Source organism: Citrobacter sp. XY323 (genome assembly GCF_025106035.1).
Lineage (GTDB): Bacteria > Pseudomonadota > Gammaproteobacteria > Enterobacterales > Enterobacteriaceae > Citrobacter > Citrobacter braakii.
On sequence record NZ_JANYUK010000021.1, the window covers coordinates 17,613 to 37,492 of the forward strand.

Here is a 19,880-nt window from a genome sequence, read left to right on the forward strand (position 1 = left end):
ATATCCTCAGTGTTAATTAACATTCTGATGTTCAGCAAATACCTCATCTTCACGAGATACATTGTTATTTCCCCACAACTGCTCGTATTTCCAGCCCGTCAGTAATTCAGTTGCATGTCTTGCTTCAGGTGTGACGTGAAGTTTGTTGCCATTATTTTTCAATCGGTTAATTTCGCTGACCAGTACTGCATGGTTTTGTCTGGTAAGCTTAAATTTCATTGAACAAATAATGCCGAAGGCCAGCAGTGTCACCGAACCGATACCAAATACCAGCACGATTCCGGAAATGGTTTCAGGGCTCTGGGTTGCACTCTTCGCGACGAATCCATAGTGTTGGAGAATCATCCCCACCAGGAACAGTGCCAGTGCCTGAACAGCTTTACGCACAAAGGTCATAACACCTGCAAATATCCCTTCACGACGTTTACCGGTAAGCATTTCATCCACATCAGGAATAAAACTGTAGATATTCCAGCAAACATAATAAGTCCCTGAACGACCAATACCCATCAGCATTGCCGCGACCAAAACCAGCCATGATGTATACGGCAGAGAAAAAAGATGAATGCTCAGAAAAAGCCCAACACTCAACAACATAAATATCTGGGCAATTTTATATGATATACCGTTGCCAAGTTTCAAACAAAGGCTGATAAATAAAGCCACACAGAAAAACTGGACTATTGTCATAAACGTTAATGCGTTCGAGGCATTAACTGCGCTCTCTCCAAGAACAAAGACAATATAGTAAACAAGAATGGCACCTAATACATCCAGAGCTACGTATGCCCCCAGATACATCCCGACGTGCTGTCTGAATGTTTTCACCCTGAATGTTGAGGTCAGTGAGAAAAAGAGATTTTTCATGTCCTGAGTAAAATTCTTTTTCGGTGCATTGGGGTCGAAAGCAATCGGTCGTTCCCAGGTAAAAATATAAAGTAAGACAATTACGATCGCAAAGAGCACGCCAAAGACCATCCCCATATAGAGAAATGAAGAAGGATTATTTTCACCCAATACATTGATTATCCGACCTGGCAACCAGGCGGCAAGAATACCAGCACCTGTGGAGAAAAATATTCTGACGCCGGTGAGTTTTGATCGTTCTTTAAAGTCATTAGTCATTTCTGCGGCTAACGTCTCATAAGGTACGATAACCAGTGTATAGGTCAGATAAAATAGAATATAGGTTGACAGATAGTAATAGAATCCCATTCCATCAATCCACATGCTAATGTAGGTTACCATTACCAAGGGGCCGCCAAACAGGAAGAAAAATCCCCGGCGGCCAAATCGTCGCCCAAGTCTGGTACGGTAAAAATTATCAGTCACATAGCCCATAAGTGGATCTGAAATAGCATCGAGCAAACGGGCAAGAGCAATAATCCCCCCCGCCTGAGCAGGACTGAGTCCCGCATAGGTGGTATAGAAGAACATCAACCAGAGACCAAGAACGGCGAAACTTCCTCCGCCAAAGAAATCACCACCACCATAAGCCAGCATATTTTTTAATTTTATGGGCTTATCTTTTTCAAGATTTATCATTTTACATCCTCATGAATGTATAATTGTAGGGACAGCGTTTTTTCTTTTATTCTTTCATTCAGCATTGCTCGTCAAAATTAAGTAAAACCTTACAACAATGCTTTTGATCTTTTTCAAACAATTCAATCCCATCGGCTACGTGTTGATAATTAAATCGATGAGTAATTAACTTCTCAGGGTCAATATATCCTTTGCTAAGCCAGTCAATAACCACCGGGAATTTATTGGCATTGAGGCGACTAGAAAATATTGATATTTCTTTTCCGGTAATCTCCTGCTGAATAATGTGGCAGGGCGCTGATGAGAATCCCATAATAACAATGCGAGCAGCAGGAGAAGCCAGTTCAATAGCTTCCTGTAAAATTGAGGGATGACAGGCAGCGTCCACAATTAGAGTCGGTTTTACCCCTTTGACAGCCAGACTATCTTTGATGCTACGCCCGGTATTGTTAAAAACCTCATCGGCTCCGCTTTTCAGTGCCATCGCCAATCGTTCATCAATCCGGTCGACAACAATCACCTGACTGACCTTATAAACCCCCTTGAGCGCTTGCAAGGTAGTAAGTCCCATCGGACCGGCACCATAGATCAGCGCTACATCATCCGCACGGGGATTTAACTGGCCTGTGGCATTCGCCGCAATAGTGAAGGGTTCAACCATAACCGCATGCTCATCGCTGATTGTATCCGGGATAGCCCATGCATTCTGCGCCGGCACGGTGACGTACTCGCTGAAACCTCCATCACGATGTACACCAAGAACCACCAGAGAAGCGCAGACATTCGGTTTACCAATAAGGCAAGGGTAGCAGTGACCACAACTGATCACCGGATCGACAGAGACCCTCTCTCCTAAACGCGAAGAGTCCACGCCTTCACCAATGGCATCTATCGAGCCAAAAAACTCATGCCCAATAACACGTGGATAACGTGCGAAGGGATTATGTCCACGGTAAATATGACTGTCCGATCCGCAAATTCCTGCGAGTTTAATTTTAACCCGGACTTCTCCTGCCTGAGGGTGAGGAACAGGACGTTCCTGAATCACTAATGTTTCTGGCTGTTCAATAACGACGCTTTTCATGTTCTTTTCCTTTTACCAGTTCCAGAGTGTGCCATCTTCCAGTCGGGCAACGGGTAAGTAAGCCGGATCATACGGATATTTGGCTGCCAGCTTTTCGTTGAACTCGATACCCAAGCCTGGTTTTTCGCCCGGATGCATGTAACCGTTATCAAACGTCCAGTTATGAGGAAAGACGTCCAGCATTTGCTCTGAGTAGCCCATATATTCCTGTACGCCAAAGTTAGGCACCCACAGATCGAAGTGTAAGGCTGCTGCATGGCAAACCGGGGACAGATCTGATGGGCCATGTGAGCCGGTGCGCACCTGATAGAGCGATGCAAAATCCGCAATACGCCGCATACCCGTAATGCCGCCAGCATGGGTGATAGTGGTTCGGATGTAATCGATGAGCTGTTCTTCAATCAGTAGTTTGCAATCCCAGATACTGTTAAAGACTTCACCCACAGCAACTGGGGTGACAGTATGCTGACGGATCAGACGGAAGCACTCCTGGTTTTCAGCGGGAGTAGGATCCTCCATCCAGAACATTCGATAGTCTTCAATACTTTTACCAAAGCGCGCAGCTTCAATCGGGGTCAGACGATGGTGCATATCGTGAAGTAAATTTTCATCAAATCCAAACTTACTGCGCACTGCGTCAAAAAGAGTCGGCATAAAATCAAGGTATTTCTCGGTGGACCACAGTTGCTCCTCCGGCCAAAGTCCTTTAGTTGCCGGTTCATAAGCCAGACCCTTGCCTTTGGTCATGCCATACGTGGTTTTCATACCCGGTACGCCGCACTGGACACGAATAGCTTTAAAACCCATTTCTTTATGACGCGCATAGTCCTCCAGCACATCATCGATGGTATGGCCAGTTGTATGGCAGTAGACCATAACGCCTTCCCGGGACGCCCCACCCAGTAACTGGTAAAGCGGCATGTTGGCCGCTTTGGCTTTAATGTCCCACAGCGCCATGTCCACGGCGGAAATCGCAGACATAGTCACCGGGCCACGACGCCAGTACGCGCCCTTGTAGAAGAACTGCCAGATATCTTCGATACGGTGTGCGTCACGTCCAATCAACTGGGGGCACAAGTGGTCTTTCAGATAAGAAGCGACAGATAATTCGCGCCCGTTAAGAGTGGCATCACCCAGACCAACAACTCCTTCACTGGTAGTGATTTTTAGTGTGACAAAATTGCGACCGGGGCAACTCACAAATACTTCTGCACTGACGATTTTCATTTTTTGATCCTTTATCCAGCCTGATGGACACAAACATATTTCATTACCAGACTACCATACAAGTATTAATCATAAAAAAAGAGTGTCATCTCACAGAAATAATCAGCTCATGGGTATTAAAGCTCATTGTATGGCGCAATGGTGGAGCGGCTCCTGCCCGGGAAGACCTGACAGAAAACGGACGCTATCTCTGCCCGTATGTGCACCCGGAGCCGCAGGAAGCTCGGCGGGTACGCATGCTACGCCGTTACGTCCCGGATGTACTGCCTATATTACACAGGGCGGGCTGGCATTGCTCTGGATGCGACAACGAGTATCACGGTGAACGGTACTGCCGAAGTTGCCAGACCGGTGACCACAGTACAGAAATTATCAGCAGTGAGGGTGAATGATAATGAACGGTTTTTATACCTACAAGATACGGGACACCGCTCCAGCGCGTCAGCTTCACAGGACAGGAGTGCGGCCATGATACAGTTCAGCCCGGTTGAACATGCCATTACCGAAGATGGTGAGTGGGTGACCGTACAGGATGTTCCGCACCACTACCACGGACGGCTGCTGTGTGATTTCTGCCATACAGAAGTGTTTATCTAGAAAGATGCTTTAGGGAACGAGATATTTGTTCATGCCCGTCGTCGCCGGAGTGAGCAGATAAAAAACCAGAACTGCGGGTATGCCTTACGCTCATCCAGACAATCCCCGACAGCTATAATACGTCGCGGTCGCAATAATGCTCCGTCAGGCTACGCGGGTTTCAGGGGGCCACTGAACACCCAAACCGGAAACTGGCGCTGTACCCGGTGTGAACGCTCCTACTACGGCGGCAAGAAATGCCCCCATTGTTGCGATTGGGTATATACAATAGCGCAGTAGCAATATGCCAGAGGCCCGGCGAGTTGGTAGAGTCTGACCACGTCTACATATAGGAAATGGAGCAAGGCGAGTAACATCGCCCGCTCCAGCTTTCATCTAATGGATTCGTTTTCTTAAAAATACCGGTGACTAATACGTCGTCGGCTCAACCGGATGACTGTCTCCCGGAATATGCGGAGATTTAACAAAGACGCCTTTCCACGGCACCTCGCCTCTGTTCACCAGAAAATGTGCTTCACCGGGATCGCAGTGCAAAACATCCCCCGAGCCTAACGTGTAGGGCTCACCGTTCAGATATAACGTCACTTCGCCTGCCAGGGTATAAAAAATCTCGCAGGCTTCGATATGACGATGGTTGGGAAAAGACTGACCGGGCTGAAGCATGACGACGCCCATGTCACATTCCGGACCGCGAATGAGGTATTTCGGGCCACTATCACCAAAACGGTATTCATGATGCGCTTCATTCGATTTAATCATTACGATCTCCTGTTATAAACCCGGCGCTTTCCACAAAGAGGTCGTCAACCCGTGATCGACCAGACCTAACTGCTCCTGATATACCGCCTGCCATTTCTCACGTGATTCCCGATAAAGCTCATGCTTTTCTTTATCCGGCACATGCTCCCGTTCCCAGCGCACCAGTCGTTCACCGGTCTCGGCCATGGATGACCAGATCCCTGCCCCGACGCCGGCCGCGATGGCGCAGCCCAGCGCCGTTGCCTCTTTGACGACCGGCACGTTGACCGTCAGCCCTGAAACATCCGCCAGAATCTGACTCCAGAGTTTTCCCTTCGAGCCGCCACCAGCAAAAACAAGTGAAGTAGGATGGATCCCGGTAAAATCGGCGATTTGATGCAAATTACAGGTCGACACAATGGCCGCATTCTCTTCCAGAGCACGAAACAGCGTGGCTTTATTGCATTTTTCCGGATCGATGGACAGGTTGATGAACGAAGGAGCTGCGTGATACCAGCTCTTGAAGCGCATCCGATCGGAGAAAATCGGCATTATGCCCCATGCGCCAGCCGGTACTCGGGATGCCATATCTTCCAGAAGTGTGTAGGTGTCTACGCCCAGACGCTCAGCGATCAGCTTTTCTTCTGCACAGAAAGCGTCGCGGAACCAGCGCATCGTCAGACCGGTAAAAAAGCTGATGGATTCGGTCTGTACCATCCCCGGAATGACGTGCGGATTCACACGCACGTTCATTTCAGGATCAACAATCGGCGCGGGTAAATTCACCACCTGCTGCCAGAATGTTCCTCCAAGTACAGCAGTTTGCGCCGGGCGTACAACTCCAAGACCGAGACACCCCAACTGAACATCTCCACCGCCCACTACCACTGGCGTGCCTACTTTCAACCCGCACATTGCAGCTGCCTGGGCGGTCACCCTCCCCAGCATCGTCCCGGTCTCTTTAACCGGTGAGAGAATATCCGATCGCAATCCAGCCATCTGCAGCAATGACGGCTTCCAGTCTCGTGTTTTGAGGTCCAACAGTCCCGTTGTTCCGGCATTGGAAGGATCTACCGCCAGCTCACCGCTGAGCATGTAGGCCATCCAGTCACTGATCATCGTCACCGTCGAGGCACGACGATAAATATCCGCACGATGGTGCGCAAGCCAGAGCAGACGTGGGATGGCACTCAGCGCCAGCGTCTGACCAGTGCTACGATAGACCTCACTTTCGAAGGTGTAGTCGTGGATCTCCTTAAGTTCGCTGACTTCCCGTGCCGCTCTGGCATCCACGTTTGCACAAGCCCAGACAGGCGTCCCCTCTGCGTCATAGACTACAATGCCTTCGCGCATCGAACAGGCTGAGACGGCTATAATCGCTTCCGGTGCAATCCCGGCGATATGCAATGCCTGACGGATGCATTCACAGGCCAGTTGCCAGTTTTTTCCCAGATCAAACTCCATCGAACCGGGAACATCCGGTACGGCAAGGTGCCGCCATTCCGCTTGTCCCACCGCGATTTGTTTGCCTTCCAGGTCGAAAATCACGGCGCGAACGCTTCCGGTACCGGCGTCCAGAGCCATCAGGTAATGTGTTGATTCAGAGGGGGTACAGAGTCGAGCCATCGTTTTTGTCCTCGGCTTATTTTATTTGTCAGGTCGTCAATGCTTTCTCCACGGTACAAACGGAAATTCTGTTACTCCTCTGCCACGCGGCTGCACGGCAGATACGCATTACTGCCCGCTGACAATGGCGGCGGCGGTTTCCTGGTCAGTGACCAATGCGTTGATATAACCCCCTTTCATCGCCGCAGCGATCGCTTCCGCTTTATTCACGCCCCCGGCAACGCCGATAACAGTCGGGATCGTCTTCAGGGTATTGAGGGTTAACCCGATAAGTTCATCGTGGATTTTCATATCCGGAATCACCTGCCCTTCGGCATCGAAGAAGTAGCCCAGAATGTCACCCACGGCTCCTTTGCGGCCAATCATCAGTTGCTCACCCTTAGTGATATAGCCTGATCGAATAATGGTGGCCTCATCTTTCTGATTGATTGCGCCAATACCGACGATTGCCGCATCGGCAGCCTGGGCGGCCAGCAGAACATCCTGGACGCTGTTTTCATTTTTTAACGTCCGAGCAATCTCTGCTGAGGAGGCGCGCAGCGGCGCCGGAATAATACTGACCGGACAGGCTGCGTTGAGTTGCCCAATCCCGGTCATGTATGGCCCCACGCCCCCCGAGAGCGTTACCAGGCGAATTTGTTGAGCAGAGATAAATCCGCTCAGCCGTTTTAAGGTATTCATGGTCGCTTCGCCGAAGCCCGCCGCCAAAATCTGCTGCGGCTGGAGTGACTCCATCAGCATATGCGCGGCGCCAATCCCCAGGCGAACGCAGGCATCCGCTCCGGGAAGTCCTGGGATGACCCGTACATTGTTCAGGTCAAAGCGACGACGTAATTCAGTTTCATATTCCAGACAGCCTTCAAAGCGAGAATTAATCTGTACGCGAATAATCCCGGACTGATGCCCCTTCTCCAGCAGCCGCGACACCTTAAGCCGCGTCAGCCCCAGCCTGTTGCTGATGTCGCTTTGCGTCATACCATCGTGGTAGTAGAACCACGCAATACGCGCCACCAGCTCTTCTTCACACATCCCTTGTTCGGAAATCATCGGGTCATTAATAGTCATCATTCTGTCTTCACTTTGAACATATCGAATTTCTGAACACAATTGTTCATTCATTGGTTGCTAATAACTGTGATTAAACACACATTTCAATGGCTTTTATTTGAACAAATTTAATTTTACAGATCATTTTAGCATAAAACGTGATCTATTCGTCGGTTTTATGAGCAGTTAGGTCATAAGGTTATGAACAATTCGAATCGCACAATACATTTGTTCAACCTGATTCTACCCAGGCCGAACGGAGGTGGCACGCAAATGAGTCACGAAAAAATCGCTCCGCTACTCAGCGCACAGTCTGTCTGTAAGCAGTACTCCGGCGTCAAGGTACTGAAAGGTATTAACTTTATTTTGCAAAAAGGCGAAGTCCATGCGCTCCTGGGAGGAAATGGCGCTGGGAAATCTACGCTGATGAAAATCATCGCCGGTATTACCCCGCCGGATAGCGGAAGCATTGAGATTGAAGGTTCCCGATGTACGAAACTGACGCCGATCCTGGCGCATCAGTTGGGAATCTACCTTGTGCCACAGGAGCCGCTACTCTTCCCCAGCCTGACGGTAAAAGAGAATGTCCTGTTTGGCCTGCCCAAACACCAAAGCTCGGCGCAAAAAATGAGCGCGATGCTCGCCGCGCTGGGCTGCCAGTTTGATATCAACAGCCAGGCCGGTTCACTGGATGTCGCCGACCGGCAAATGGTCGAAATCCTGCGCGGGCTGATGCGCGATTCGCGAATTTTGATCCTTGATGAACCCACAGCCTCACTCACTCCTGCAGAAACAGATCGGTTGTTCAGTCGTCTGCGTGAGTTGCTGAGTTCCGGCGTGGGGATCGTTTTCATCTCCCACAAGCTGCCTGAGATACGCCAGATTGCGGATTACATTAGCGTGATGCGGGACGGAACCATTGCGCTCTCTGGTAAAACGGCGGACCTGAGCACAGACGAAATTATCCAGGCCATTACGCCAGCATCACGCACTAACACGCTGAGCGCGACCCAGAAACTGTGGCTGGAATTGCCTGGCAACTGTCCGCAGCACGATACAGGCACACCGGTATTGAGCCTCGAAAATGTAACCGGAGAAGGATTCATGAACGTCAGTTTCGAGGTTCGTGCCGGGGAAATTTTAGGTCTGGCTGGCCTGGTCGGCGCCGGGCGCACCGAACTTGCAGAAACGCTTTACGGGCTACGACCTCTGAGGGCCGGACGCGTCGTACTCGGCGGCAAGGATATATCCACGCTTTCCACACGCGAGCGTCTGCAGCATGGTCTGGTATATCTACCGGAGGATCGGCAATCATCAGGACTGAATCTGGATGCCTCGTTGGCGTGGAATGTTTGTGCATTAACCCATAACCACAGCGGTTTCTGGGCAAATCCGGCAAAAGACAGCGCCACGCTCGAACGTTATCGCCGCGCGCTCAATATCAAGCTGAACGATCCCGAACAACCTGCCCGTACGCTCTCCGGTGGTAATCAGCAAAAAATTTTGATCGCCAAATGCCTCGAAGCCTCGCCGCAAGTGCTGATTGTGGATGAGCCGACGCGCGGAGTGGACGTCTCTGCCCGTAACGACATCTACCAGTTGCTCCGCAGTATTGCGGCTCAGAATGTCGCGGTGCTGTTCATCTCGTCCGATCTGGAGGAGATCGAACAGATGGCCGATCGCGTTTACGTCATGCACCAAGGGGAAACAGGCAACGATGCCCTGCAGGGCGACGAGATTAACGTCGACACCATCATGCACGTTGCGTTTGGCGACCGCCCGTCAGGGACGACGCCATATACCGGGGAGGCGCCATGCTGAAATTTATCCAGAATAATCGTGAGGCAACCGCACTGTTGGCAGTGCTGTTGCTGTTCGTTCTGCCGGGGATGCTTGACAGCCAGTACCTCAGTGTTCAGACGCTGACGATGATCTTCAGCAGCGCCCAAATTCTCATGCTGCTGGCGATGGGGGCGACGCTGGTGATGCTGACCCGCAACATCGACGTATCGGTAGGCTCGATAACTGGGATGTGCGCCGTGCTACTGGGACTGCTGCTGAACGCGGGATATCCCTTGCCTGTGGCCTGCGTAGCGACGCTGCTACTGGGACTGCTGGCGGGGGTTATTAATGGCGTACTGGTCGCCTGGCTGAAAATCCCGGCAATTGTTGCCACGTTAGGAACGCTGGGTCTGTATCGCGGCGTCATGCTGCTCTGGACGGGCGGTAAATGGATTGAAGGACTGCCTGCACAGCTGAAGCAACTCTCCGCCCCGGTTTTCCTCGGGATCTCCGCCATCGGCTGGCTGACCCTACTCCTGATGCTGCTGATGGCCTGGCTACTGGCAAAAACCGCCTTTGGTCGCTGTTTTTATGCCACCGGGGATAATTTGCAGGGCGCACGGCAACTAGGTGTGCGTACCGAAGCCATCCGTATTCTGGCCTTCTCGCTCAACGGCTGCATGGCGGCGCTGGCTGGGATCGTTTTTGCTTCTCAGATTGGCTTCATCCCTAATCAGACTGGAACCGGGCTGGAAATGAAAGCCATTGCTGCCTGCGTACTGGGTGGAATCAGCCTGCTGGGCGGTTCCGGGACGATCATTGGCGCCGTGCTTGGTGCCTATTTCTTGACGCAAATCGACAGCGTACTGGTCCTGCTGCGCATTCCGGCGTGGTGGAATGACTTTATTGCCGGTCTGGTTCTGTTGGCGGTGCTGGTATTTGATGGCCGACTGCGCTGCGCGCTGGAACGTAATATCCGCCGACAAAAATATGCCCGCTTCACTCCGCAGCCTCAGCCGTGTCCGTCGGCAAAAAGCGCAGCGGATACTGTGCGCACTGCCAAAAAACGTGAGGTTGCCTGATGACTCGTTTACATCGCTACGGCTGGGAGCTGGCGCTCGCCGCGCTACTGGTGATTGAAATTCTGGGATTCGGCGCGCTGAACCCGCGCCTGCTGGATCTGAACGTACTGCTGTTCAGCACCAGCGACTTTATCTGCATTGGCATTGTCGCTCTCCCCTTAACCATGGTGATCGTCAGCGGCGGGATCGATATCTCCTTCGGTTCCACGATGGGGCTGTGCGCTATCGCGCTGGGTGTGATGTTCCAGGGGGGCGTACCGTTGCCGCTGGCCATTATCCTGACGCTCGCGCTGGGCGCGCTGTGCGGACTGATCAACGCCGGGCTGATTATCTACACGGGCGTGAATCCTCTGGTCATCACCCTGGGAACGTTGTACCTGTTTGGCGGCAGCGCATTGCTGCTTTCGGGGATGGCAGGAGCGACCGGTTATGAAGGTATCGGCGGCTTCCCGCAGGGCTTTACCGATTTTGCCAATCTCGATGTGCTGGGCCTGCCCGTACCACTGATCTTCTTTCTCGTCAGCGTGCTCTTTTTCTGGCTGCTGATGCACCGAACCCACGCCGGACGAAATGTCTTCCTGATTGGGCAAAGCCCTCGCGTGGCGCTGTATAGCGCTATCCCTGTGAATCGGACGCTGTACGCGCTGTACGCGATGACCGGCTTTGCCTCGGCGGTCGCGGCGATACTGCTGGTTTCTTACTTTGGCTCTGCGCGCTCCGATTTGGGGGCTTCCTTCCTGATGCCAGCCATTACGGCGGTCGTCTTGGGTGGCGCCAACATCTATGGCGGCTCCGGGTCAATTCTCGGCACAGCCATCGCCGCGCTGCTAGTGGGCTATCTGCAGCAGGGGTTGCAGATGGCTGGCGTGCCTAACCAGATATCCAGTGCCCTCTCTGGCGCATTACTTATTGTCGTTGTCGTAGGTCGTTCCGTCAGCCTGCATCGTCAGCAAATAAAAGACTGGATGGCACGTCGTCGCGCCATTCGGCAGGCCTGAAATCCATTGCCCTAAAGGAAAAGTACATGACTATTCAGAGCATTAAAAAAATTGCCGTAATCAGTACCCTTAGCCTGGCGGCGTTCACCCTCAACGCTTATGCCGCAGAGCGAATCGCATTTATCCCGAAACTGGTTGGGGTGGGATTCTTTACCAGTGGTGGTAACGGTGCCCTGGAGGCCGGCAAAGAGCTTGGCGTCGATGTTACCTATGACGGTCCGACGGAGCCCAGCGTGTCTGGTCAGGTTCAGCTCATCAATAACTTTGTTAACCAGGGGTATAACGCCATTGTGGTTTCCGCCGTTTCACCTGATGGGTTATGTCCGGCGTTAAAGCGCGCCATGCAACGCGGTGTGAAAGTCCTGACCTGGGATTCTGACACCAAACCGGAATGTCGCTCGTACTACATCAACCAGGGCACACCAGCCCAGTTAGGCGGCATGCTGGTTGATATGGCCGCAAACCAGGTCAAAAAAGAGAAAGCCAAAGTGGCCTTCTTCTACTCCAGTCCGACCGTGACCGATCAGAACCAATGGGTGAAAGAGGCTAAAGACAAGATCACCAAAGATCATCCGGGCTGGGAAGTAGTCACCACCCAGTTTGGCTATAACGACGCTACCAAATCACTGCAAACCGCAGAAGGCATTATTAAAGCTTATGCCGATCTCGACGCCATCATTGCGCCGGACGCCAACGCCTTTCCTGCTGCCGCTCAGGCCGCTGAAAACCTGAAGAATACCAGCGTGGCGATTGTCGGTTTCAGTACACCAAACGTGATGCGTCCTTATGTTGAACGCGGCACGGTGAAAGAATTTGGCCTCTGGGATGTGGTCCAGCAGGGCAAGATTTCCGTTTACGTGGCTGATGCGTTGCTGAAAAAAGGCGACATGAATATTGGTGACAAACTGGACATTCCAGGTGTAGGGCAAGTTGAAGTTTCGCCGAACAGCGTACAGGGCTACAGCTACGAGGCGAAGGGAAATGGCATTGTGCTTCTGCCTGAACGCGTGGTGTTCACTAAAGACAACATCGACAAATACGATTTCTGAATTTCATTCCGTAACCGTGGAGTAAAAAATGGCTGATTTAGATGACATCAAAGATGGTAAGGATTTCCATACCGACACGCCGCAACGCAATACCCCGTTCACACTAAAGGGATGCGGCGCACTTGACTGGGGGATGCAGTCCCGACTGTCGCGCATTTTTAATCCTGAGACCGGAAGAACGGTCATGCTCGCGTTTGACCATGGCTATTTTCAGGGGCCAACAACAGGACTGGAGCGTATCGATATCAATATCGCTCCCCTGTTCTCGCTCGCTGATGTACTGATGTGCACACGCGGCATCCTGCGCAGTGTGGTACCACCCGCCACCAACAAACCGGTAGTCCTGCGCGCCTCGGGCGCTAACTCTATTCTCACCGAGTTAAGCAATGAAGCGGTCGCGCTCTCCATGGATGATGCCGTTCGTCTCAACAGTTGCGCCGTGGCGGCACAGGTGTATATCGGCAGTGAGAACGAGCACCAGTCGATCAAAAATATCATTCAGTTGATCGATGCCGGTATCAAAGTCGGCATGCCAACAATGGCGGTGACCGGCGTGGGAAAAGACATGGTTCGCGATCAGCGCTACTTCTCACTCGCCACCCGTATCGCCGCCGAGATGGGGGCGCAGATCATCAAGACCTACTATGTCGATAAAGGTTTTGAGCGCATTGCCGCGGGTTGTCCGGTCCCGATTGTTATCGCGGGTGGTAAAAAATTACCTGAACGTGAAGCGCTTGAGATGTGCTGGCAGGCCATCGATCAGGGCGCATCCGGTGTCGATATGGGGCGTAACATCTTCCAGTCCGATCATCCTGTCGCCATGATGAAGGCCGTCCACGCGGTGGTGCATCGTAATGAAACCGCTGAACGCGCGTACGAACTCTATCTGAGCGAAAAAAACTAAAAAGGGTATGGGCCTGCCCTGGTGGGCCCATGCGTTTTAAGGAGAAAAGTATGCATGTCACTCTGGTGGAAATTAACGTCCACGAAGATAAAGTCGACGAGTTTATCGAGGTATTTCGCCTTAATCATTTTGGGTCGGTGCGTGAAGAGGGGAATCTCCGCTTCGATGTGTTGCAGGATCCGGAAGTTGAGAGCCGCTTTTATATTTATGAAGCCTATAAGGATGAAGCCGCCGTTGCGTTCCATAAAACTACGCCCCACTACCTTGCCTGTGTGGAAAAACTGGAATCACTGATGAGCTGCCCACGAAAAAAACGCGTCTTCAATGGATTGATGCCATAAGGATCTAAAAATGAACCGTCCCTTTTCCGGTTTGAATCGCACAGAGTGCGTATCGTTAATGAAGCACTACCCGTTAAGCATCGGCATTCTTGCCGGTCAGTGGCTCAGACTCGGGGAGTATCAGCAAAATCTTCGCGCGCTTGAACAACCCGTTATTCACCTGGATCTGATGGACGGACATTTTTGCCCTCAGTTCACCGTTGGCCCCTGGGCTATCGCACAGTTGCCACAGCAGATGATTAAGGATGTCCACCTAATGGTGGATAATCCCTGGCCCGTTGTGCAGGCAAGCGTAAAGGCAGGAGCACACTGTGTCACGTTGCAGGTGGAAAACACGCCGCATCTACACCATATGCTTCATTGGCTTGGTGAGCAAAATGCTGAAGTTTCCGGTGGCACTATGCCGCTTTTGCGAGGGATTAGCCTGTGCCCTGCCACACCACTGGAATATATTCTACCGGTCATTGAAGACGTTGAAATAATACAAATTCTGGCGGTAAATCCTGGCTACGGTAGCAAACTCAGCAAGTCAGCTTTACTGAGACGCATCGCGCAGGTTGTCGCATTACTCAATGCAGCCGGCAAGCGAGACGCCATTCTGCTGGCAGTTGATGGTTCGCTAAACCTGGAAGAACTTCCAGAGATCATCGCCAGCGGTGTGGATCGTGTAGTATCCGGCAGCGCACTCTTCAGGAACGATGCTCTGGCGGATAACATCTCTCGCTGGCTCACTACAATTCATTCAGCGCAATAAGTACTGCTATGTTTTCTTTTATCACCAGGATACTAACGATTTACCACATGCCATTAGGTTCTACGCTCCCTTGGTAGAAAACCTGGATATAGACAGGCATAAAGAGGGAGCATCCTACAACAAAGTGGTGCGATAACAGTTACCGCGTTTTATTCATCCCCATTATTTCAACCATAAATACTGGTCTCTCCAGCCCGTAACTTTCACAAACGTTGAGCGTTTTTATTCCACCCGGCTCACATTATTTTTTATTTGTGCAGATTTGCGCGCTTTCACGTGAGCGCTCTCACAATTATTCGACCAGTGAGCGCCTATAAAACGCTCAACGAGTGATTGTTTTACGTTCTACGGAGATAGCTATGTCATTTTCTGTGCAGGAAACCCTGTTCTCGCTTTTGCAGCATAATGCGATTTCAGGACACGAAAACGCAGTCGCTGACGTCATGCTGCGCGAATTCAGGCGTCATGCAAAAGAGGTCTGGCAAGACAGGCTTGGGAATATCGTCGCACGCTACGGTAGTGATAAACCCGATGCGCTGCGACTGATGATTTTTGCGCATATGGATGAGGTCGGTTTTATGGTGCGCAAAATAGAGCCGTCTGGATTTTTACGCTTTGAACGCGTAGGCGGTCCTGCGCAAGTCACTATGGCTGGCTCCGTCGTCACCCTCGCCGGGGACAAAGGCCCGGTGATGGGATGTATCGGTATTAAGTCATACCACTTTGCCAAAGGCGACGAGCGTACGCAGTCACCTTCCGTAGACAAACTGTGGATTGATATTGGTGCCAAAGACAAAGATGACGCCATACGGATGGGCATTCAGGTCGGTACGCCTGTCACTCTGTATAACCCGCCCCAACTCCTGGCAAACGATCTGGTGTGCAGTAAAGCACTAGACGATCGTCTGGGCTGTACTGCCCTGCTCGGTGTAGCGGATGCTATCAGTGCTGCAGAACTTGATATCGCCGTTTATCTGGTGGCTTCCGTACAGGAAGAATTTAATATCCGCGGCATTGTTCCCGTATTACGCCGTGTAAAACCTGACCTGGCGATTGGTATTGATATCACGCCATCGTGTGACACCCCTGATTTACACGATTATTCCGAGGTCAGGATTAATCAGGGCGTTGGGATCACCTGCCTGAACTACCATGGCCGGGGAACGCTGGCAGGATTAATCACGCCTCCACGCCTGATACGGATGTTGGAACAGACGGCTCTTGAACACAACATTCCGGTGCAGCGAGAAGTGGCTCCCGGCGTGATAACAGAAACCGGTTATATCCAGGTTGAGCAGGATGGTATTCCCTGCGCCAGTCTCTCTATTCCTTGTCGCTATACCCATTCTCCGGCGGAAGTTGCCAGCCTGCGTGATTTGGCTGACTGCATCCGCCTATTGACCGCTCTGGCAGGCATGCCAGCAGCACATTTCCCCGTTGAGCCTGATTCAGGCGCTACACAAGAGGCACATCCATTATGAAAAAGATCCTTGTGGCATGCGGTACCGGCATGTCGACTTCAACCATGATTGCACACAAGCTGCAAGAGTACCTGACTGAACAGGGTATTGCAGCCACCACCGCCCAGTGCTGTCTGAATGAGATCCCACTTAACTGTAACGGCATGGACCTTATTGTAACCTCCATGCGAACCAACAGTGACTACGGCATCCCTACGCTTAATGGTGCCGCCCTGCTCACAGGGATCAACGACGACGCATTAAAACAACAAATCAAGGCTCTGTTAACCCAATAAAAGGAGGCATTATGTTTGATTACATCCTGTCTCTCGGCGGTACCGTTTTCGTCCCTATCATCATGATCGTGATTGGCCTTATCTTCCGCATCCCCTGGCTGCAGGCGATTAAGGCAGGGGTAACGGTCGGGATCGGTTTTGTCGGTATGGGATTGGTGATCGTCATGGCGATCGACAGCCTCAGCCCTCCTATCAAAGTGATGATTGAACGCTTCGGCCTGACTCTGCATGTCTTTGACGTTGGCGCAGGCCCCGCCTCCGGCGTTGGTTATGCGACAGCCATTGGCGCCATGATTATCCCGGTTATTTTTCTTCTCAATGTCGCCATGCTGGTCACCCGTCTGACCAAAACGATGAACGTCGATATTTACAATTACTGGCACTACGCCATTACGGGTACGGTGGTCCAGCTTATGACCGGCAGCCTGATTTATGGTGTGTTGGGGGCAATCTGCCATGCGGCGCTATCGTTAAAAATGGCCGACTGGACGGCGAAACGGGTACAGAACATCGTCGGGCTGGAAGGTATTTCGATACCGCAAGGCTACGGTTCCAGTTCAGTACCGCTTTTCGTTCTACTTGATGCTATCTATGAAAAAATCCCTTTCATGAAGGGACGCAATATCGATGCTCAGGAGATCCAGAAACGCTATGGCATGGTCGGCGATCCGGTGATCATCGGCGTAGTGCTCGGTCTGATTTTTGGCCTCGCAGCTGGCGAAGGCTTTAAAGGTTGCGCCAGTCTGATGATAACCGTTGCGGCAATCATGGTGCTGTTCCCGCGCATGATCCGCCTGATTGTTGAGGGGTTAATGCCCATCTCCGACGGCGCAAGAAGGTTCTTCCAAAAGTATTTCAAAGGACGTGAAGTGTATATCGGTCTGGATACCGCTGTGACGCTGGGGCATCCAACTACCATTGCTGTCGGTCTGCTACTGATACCCATTATGTTGATTCTGGCCAGCATTTTACCGGGCAACAAAGTGTTACCCCTCGCAGACCTGCCGGTAGCGCCGTTCTTTATATGTATGGCTACGGTTATCCACCGCGGAGACCTGATCAGGACGTTGATAAGCGGGGTCATCGTGATGATTACCGTCCTTCTGATCGCTACCCAGTTCGCGCCTTACTTCACTGAAATGGCGCTAAAAGGCGGTTTCAGCTTTGCCGGTGAAAGTGCGCAAATCTCGGCGTTGTCCGTGGGCAATATGTTCGGTTGGTCGATTTCTGAACTGATGTCGCTTGGCATTATTGGCGTTGTCGTGGCGGTCGGTATTGTCGCCAGCGTCGTGCTGTTCTTACGTAAACGTGAACTATCGGAATAAGGAGTACTTTCAATGAGTTGGCTGAAAGAGGTTATTGGGACGGAAAAAGCGGTCATCGCCATGTGCCATCTACGTGCATTGCCCGGCGACCCGAGTTTTGATGCGCAACTGGGGATGAACTGGGTTATCGACAAAGCCAGGGACGATCTGATGGCGCTCCAAAATGGTGGAGTAGATGCAGTCATGTTCTCCAACGAGTTTAGCCTTCCCTATCTCACGAAGGTGCGTCCGGAAACGACTGCGGCAATGGCGCGAGTCATCGGGCAATTGATGAACGATATCCGCATCCCGTTTGGCGTGAATGTACTGTGGGATCCGGTCGCCTCATTCGACCTGGCGATGGCTACCGGCGCTAAGTTTATCCGCGAGATATTTACCGGAGCCTATGCCAGCGACTTTGGCGTCTGGGACACTAACGTCGGTGAGACCATCCGTCATCAACACCGGATTGGTGCAGGCGAAGTGAAAACCTTGTTCAATATCGTCCCTGAGGCCGCCGTGTATCTGGGCAATCGCGATATCTGTTCTATTGCTAAATCGACGGTATTTAACAACCATCCTGATGCGCTCTGTGTTTCTGGCCTGACCGCCGGGACGCGTACCGACAGTGCGCTATTAAAACGGGTTAAAGAAACGGTGCCTGACACCGTCGTGTTGGCCAACACGGGCGTCTGCCTGGAAAACGTGGAGGAACAACTCAGTATCGCCGATGGCTGTGTGACCGCAACCACCTTTAAAAAGGACGGCGTTTTTGCCAATTTCGTTGACCAGGCGCGAGTCAGTCAGTTTATGGAGAAAGTGCATCATATACGCCGATAAGATGGGGATAAGCAGAGCGCTTATCCCCGGCAGAGAGCAATAACCCTTCTGCGATCCCTGCCGCCTTCGTCAAAAGTATCGACGGGGATCGCTACCAGATTAACCAGAATCGGCATGGAGTCAACGACGGATGATTAACGATATTAAATGGGTACAGGCACAACGTGAAGCCACAGACTGGCGTCAGGCCGTGGAAATCGCCACCCGCCCGCTGGTAACCTATGGTGCCGCGCAACCCGCCTACGTTGATGGGATCATCGAAAATACCCTTAACTGGGGGCCTTATTATTTGATAGCCCCGGGTGTCGCGTTGCCTCACGCCCGACCAGAGCAAGGCGCAAACTATAATCAGGTCAGCATTACCACGTTACGCACCCCGGTCGCCTTTGGTAACGAGGAGTGCGACCCCGTCTGGCTACTTCTCTGCGTCAGCGCCACGGATGCCAACGCACATATTTTGACCATTCAGCGCATCAGCCAGTTTATTGATTCGCCACAACGGTTAGCGGCAGTGCGAAATGCCAGCACCGACGATGCACTTTTTGCGCAGGTATCAGGTTAACGGAGGCGCTCATGATCCTGCACCCTTCTCTCGCCAGCGCAAATCCTCTGCATTATGGTCATGAGTTGACGGCATTAGACAACCTGGATTTTGGGTCCCTGCATCTGGATATTGAGGACAGCAGCTTCATTAACAACATTACGTTTGGGATGAAAACGGTGCAGGCTGTTGCCAGACAGACGCCTCATCCACTTTCCTTTCATTTCATGGTTGCCCGGCCACAGCTCTGGTTTAACGCGCTGGCTGAAATTAGACCCGCGTGGATCTTCGTTCATGCAGAAACGCTTGACTATCCCTCGGAAACATTAGCAGAGATCCACCATACCGGCGCACGAGCCGGGCTGGCATTTAATCCGGCAACCCCGATCGACGCCTGGCGATATCTGACGTCTGAGCTGGACGGGGTGATGGTGATGACCAGTGAGCCCGATGGGCAAGGACAGCGGTTTATTCCCTCCATGTGCGAGAAAATCCAAAAAGTACGCACGGTTTTTCCTCAGACCGAGTGCTGGGCCGACGGTGGAATTACGCTGGCGGCAGCACAGCAACTGGCTGCAGCTGGAGCGCAGCATATGGTGATTGGACGCACCCTGTTCTCTTCATCTGACTATCGCGCGACCTTAGCCCAATTCGCCACCCTGTAA

Annotated in this window: 21 protein-coding genes; 15 read left to right on the forward strand and 6 right to left on the reverse strand. The window is 51.9% G+C overall.

Annotation, left to right across the window (positions count from 1 at the left end):
* Positions 1-12: 12 nt before the first annotated feature.
* The 3 genes from N0B36_RS23175 to manD are packed head-to-tail and all read right to left on the reverse strand — an operon-like array spanning position 13 to position 3,856.
* On the reverse strand, positions 13-1,545 hold the full coding sequence (locus N0B36_RS23175) for an MFS transporter (protein WP_259689287.1): 1,533 nt from the start codon (positions 1,543-1,545) through the stop codon (positions 13-15).
* A 58-nt stretch (positions 1,546-1,603) separates the two neighbouring features.
* The gene (locus tag N0B36_RS23180; protein ID WP_259689288.1) at positions 1,604-2,629 is read right to left on the reverse strand and encodes a Zn-dependent oxidoreductase; all 1,026 of its coding nucleotides are present in this window, start codon (positions 2,627-2,629) and stop codon (positions 1,604-1,606) included.
* A gap of 12 nt (positions 2,630-2,641) precedes the next feature.
* A complete protein-coding gene (manD, locus tag N0B36_RS23185; protein WP_259689289.1) occupies positions 2,642-3,856 on the reverse strand; it encodes a D-mannonate dehydratase ManD in 1,215 nt (404 codons plus the stop codon).
* Between the two features lie 23 nt (positions 3,857-3,879).
* Here manD and N0B36_RS23190 point away from each other — a divergent pair, with 23 nt between their 5' ends.
* Together N0B36_RS23190 and N0B36_RS23195 are read left to right on the forward strand one after the other, a co-directional pair.
* The gene (locus N0B36_RS23190) at positions 3,880-4,248 is read left to right on the forward strand and encodes a zinc-ribbon domain-containing protein (RefSeq protein ID WP_259689290.1); all 369 of its coding nucleotides are present in this window, start codon (positions 3,880-3,882) and stop codon (positions 4,246-4,248) included.
* Positions 4,249-4,324: 76 nt separating this feature from the next.
* Positions 4,325-4,453, forward strand: coding sequence for a hypothetical protein (locus N0B36_RS23195; RefSeq protein ID WP_256445309.1), 129 nt, complete (start codon positions 4,325-4,327; stop codon positions 4,451-4,453).
* A gap of 408 nt (positions 4,454-4,861) precedes the next feature.
* Here N0B36_RS23195 and N0B36_RS23200 read toward each other — a convergent pair whose 3' ends face one another.
* The 3 genes from N0B36_RS23200 to lsrR all read right to left on the reverse strand — a co-directional run bounded on the left by N0B36_RS23200 (position 4,862) and on the right by lsrR (position 7,882).
* Positions 4,862-5,212 (reverse strand): dimethylsulfonioproprionate lyase family protein, encoded by a 351-nt coding sequence (locus tag N0B36_RS23200; protein ID WP_047498015.1) that lies wholly within the window; start codon positions 5,210-5,212, stop codon positions 4,862-4,864.
* A 12-nt stretch (positions 5,213-5,224) separates the two neighbouring features.
* Complete coding sequence (lsrK, locus tag N0B36_RS23205) at positions 5,225-6,817, reverse strand: autoinducer-2 kinase (protein WP_259689291.1); 1,593 nt, start codon at positions 6,815-6,817, stop codon at positions 5,225-5,227.
* 108 nt (positions 6,818-6,925) lie between these two features.
* The gene (gene lsrR, locus N0B36_RS23210; protein WP_047499102.1) at positions 6,926-7,882 is read right to left on the reverse strand and encodes a transcriptional regulator LsrR; all 957 of its coding nucleotides are present in this window, start codon (positions 7,880-7,882) and stop codon (positions 6,926-6,928) included.
* A gap of 255 nt (positions 7,883-8,137) precedes the next feature.
* Between lsrR and lsrA the strand changes: the two genes are divergently transcribed.
* The 13 genes from lsrA (at position 8,138) to N0B36_RS23275 (ending at position 19,880) form a co-directional block, all read left to right on the forward strand.
* The gene (gene lsrA, locus N0B36_RS23215; protein WP_049282214.1) at positions 8,138-9,685 is read left to right on the forward strand and encodes an autoinducer 2 ABC transporter ATP-binding protein LsrA; all 1,548 of its coding nucleotides are present in this window, start codon (positions 8,138-8,140) and stop codon (positions 9,683-9,685) included.
* Entirely contained in the window at positions 9,679-10,728 is a 1,050-nt protein-coding gene (gene lsrC, locus N0B36_RS23220; RefSeq protein ID WP_047498007.1) for an autoinducer 2 ABC transporter permease LsrC, read from the forward strand. Before lsrA ends, lsrC begins: the two co-directional genes overlap by 7 nt.
* Positions 10,728-11,726, forward strand: coding sequence for an autoinducer 2 ABC transporter permease LsrD (lsrD, locus tag N0B36_RS23225; RefSeq protein ID WP_047498004.1), 999 nt, complete (start codon positions 10,728-10,730; stop codon positions 11,724-11,726). The genes lsrC and lsrD overlap by 1 nt, the downstream gene beginning before the upstream one ends.
* Positions 11,727-11,752: 26 nt before the next feature.
* Positions 11,753-12,775 (forward strand): autoinducer 2 ABC transporter substrate-binding protein LsrB, encoded by a 1,023-nt coding sequence (lsrB, locus tag N0B36_RS23230; RefSeq protein WP_103766379.1) that lies wholly within the window; start codon positions 11,753-11,755, stop codon positions 12,773-12,775.
* A gap of 28 nt (positions 12,776-12,803) precedes the next feature.
* A complete protein-coding gene (lsrF, locus tag N0B36_RS23235; protein WP_047497997.1) occupies positions 12,804-13,679 on the forward strand; it encodes a 3-hydroxy-5-phosphonooxypentane-2,4-dione thiolase in 876 nt (291 codons plus the stop codon).
* A gap of 50 nt (positions 13,680-13,729) precedes the next feature.
* Positions 13,730-14,020 carry a (4S)-4-hydroxy-5-phosphonooxypentane-2,3-dione isomerase gene (gene lsrG / locus N0B36_RS23240; RefSeq protein WP_047497995.1) on the forward strand — a complete coding sequence of 97 codons (291 nt, stop codon included), beginning with the start codon at positions 13,730-13,732 and terminating at the stop codon, positions 14,018-14,020.
* A gap of 10 nt (positions 14,021-14,030) precedes the next feature.
* Entirely contained in the window at positions 14,031-14,774 is a 744-nt protein-coding gene (locus N0B36_RS23245) for an epimerase (RefSeq protein WP_047497992.1), read from the forward strand.
* Positions 14,775-15,133: 359 nt separating this feature from the next.
* Complete coding sequence (locus N0B36_RS23250; protein ID WP_049282219.1) at positions 15,134-16,255, forward strand: M42 family metallopeptidase; 1,122 nt, start codon at positions 15,134-15,136, stop codon at positions 16,253-16,255.
* Positions 16,252-16,530, forward strand: coding sequence for a PTS sugar transporter subunit IIB SgcB (gene sgcB, locus N0B36_RS23255; protein ID WP_047497989.1), 279 nt, complete (start codon positions 16,252-16,254; stop codon positions 16,528-16,530). The genes N0B36_RS23250 and sgcB overlap by 4 nt, the downstream gene beginning before the upstream one ends.
* Before the next feature lie 11 nt (positions 16,531-16,541).
* The gene (gene sgcC, locus N0B36_RS23260) at positions 16,542-17,855 is read left to right on the forward strand and encodes a PTS sugar transporter subunit IIC SgcC (protein WP_047497986.1); all 1,314 of its coding nucleotides are present in this window, start codon (positions 16,542-16,544) and stop codon (positions 17,853-17,855) included.
* Between the two features lie 12 nt (positions 17,856-17,867).
* On the forward strand, positions 17,868-18,674 hold the full coding sequence (gene sgcQ / locus N0B36_RS23265) for a BtpA family protein SgcQ (RefSeq protein WP_049282222.1): 807 nt from the start codon (positions 17,868-17,870) through the stop codon (positions 18,672-18,674).
* A 130-nt stretch (positions 18,675-18,804) separates the two neighbouring features.
* Positions 18,805-19,236 carry an SgcA family PTS sugar transporter subunit IIA gene (sgcA, locus tag N0B36_RS23270; RefSeq protein WP_200107671.1) on the forward strand — a complete coding sequence of 144 codons (432 nt, stop codon included), beginning with the start codon at positions 18,805-18,807 and terminating at the stop codon, positions 19,234-19,236.
* 11 nt (positions 19,237-19,247) lie between these two features.
* Complete coding sequence (locus N0B36_RS23275; protein WP_047497977.1) at positions 19,248-19,880, forward strand: ribulose-phosphate 3 epimerase family protein; 633 nt, start codon at positions 19,248-19,250, stop codon at positions 19,878-19,880.

Coding starts and splice junctions, on each gene's coding strand:
- lsrK (WP_259689291.1), bottom strand. CDS start 6,817: ATGGCTCGACTCTGTACCCCCTCTGAATCAACACATTACCTGATGGCT.
- lsrA (WP_049282214.1), top strand. CDS start 8,138: ATGAGTCACGAAAAAATCGCTCCGCTACTCAGCGCACAGTCTGTCTGT.
- lsrB (WP_103766379.1), top strand. CDS start 11,753: ATGACTATTCAGAGCATTAAAAAAATTGCCGTAATCAGTACCCTTAGC.
- N0B36_RS23190 (WP_259689290.1), top strand. CDS start 3,880: ATGGACACAAACATATTTCATTACCAGACTACCATACAAGTATTAATC.
- manD (WP_259689289.1), bottom strand. CDS start 3,856: ATGAAAATCGTCAGTGCAGAAGTATTTGTGAGTTGCCCCGGTCGCAAT.
- N0B36_RS23175 (WP_259689287.1), bottom strand. CDS start 1,545: ATGATAAATCTTGAAAAAGATAAGCCCATAAAATTAAAAAATATGCTG.
- N0B36_RS23195 (WP_256445309.1), top strand. CDS start 4,325: ATGATACAGTTCAGCCCGGTTGAACATGCCATTACCGAAGATGGTGAG.
- N0B36_RS23245 (WP_047497992.1), top strand. CDS start 14,031: ATGAACCGTCCCTTTTCCGGTTTGAATCGCACAGAGTGCGTATCGTTA.
- sgcB (WP_047497989.1), top strand. CDS start 16,252: ATGAAAAAGATCCTTGTGGCATGCGGTACCGGCATGTCGACTTCAACC.
- N0B36_RS23250 (WP_049282219.1), top strand. CDS start 15,134: ATGTCATTTTCTGTGCAGGAAACCCTGTTCTCGCTTTTGCAGCATAAT.
- N0B36_RS23275 (WP_047497977.1), top strand. CDS start 19,248: ATGATCCTGCACCCTTCTCTCGCCAGCGCAAATCCTCTGCATTATGGT.
- sgcA (WP_200107671.1), top strand. CDS start 18,805: ATGATTAACGATATTAAATGGGTACAGGCACAACGTGAAGCCACAGAC.
- sgcC (WP_047497986.1), top strand. CDS start 16,542: ATGTTTGATTACATCCTGTCTCTCGGCGGTACCGTTTTCGTCCCTATC.
- sgcQ (WP_049282222.1), top strand. CDS start 17,868: ATGAGTTGGCTGAAAGAGGTTATTGGGACGGAAAAAGCGGTCATCGCC.
- lsrG (WP_047497995.1), top strand. CDS start 13,730: ATGCATGTCACTCTGGTGGAAATTAACGTCCACGAAGATAAAGTCGAC.
- lsrC (WP_047498007.1), top strand. CDS start 9,679: ATGCTGAAATTTATCCAGAATAATCGTGAGGCAACCGCACTGTTGGCA.
- N0B36_RS23180 (WP_259689288.1), bottom strand. CDS start 2,629: ATGAAAAGCGTCGTTATTGAACAGCCAGAAACATTAGTGATTCAGGAA.
- lsrD (WP_047498004.1), top strand. CDS start 10,728: ATGACTCGTTTACATCGCTACGGCTGGGAGCTGGCGCTCGCCGCGCTA.
- lsrF (WP_047497997.1), top strand. CDS start 12,804: ATGGCTGATTTAGATGACATCAAAGATGGTAAGGATTTCCATACCGAC.
- N0B36_RS23200 (WP_047498015.1), bottom strand. CDS start 5,212: ATGATTAAATCGAATGAAGCGCATCATGAATACCGTTTTGGTGATAGT.
- lsrR (WP_047499102.1), bottom strand. CDS start 7,882: ATGACTATTAATGACCCGATGATTTCCGAACAAGGGATGTGTGAAGAA.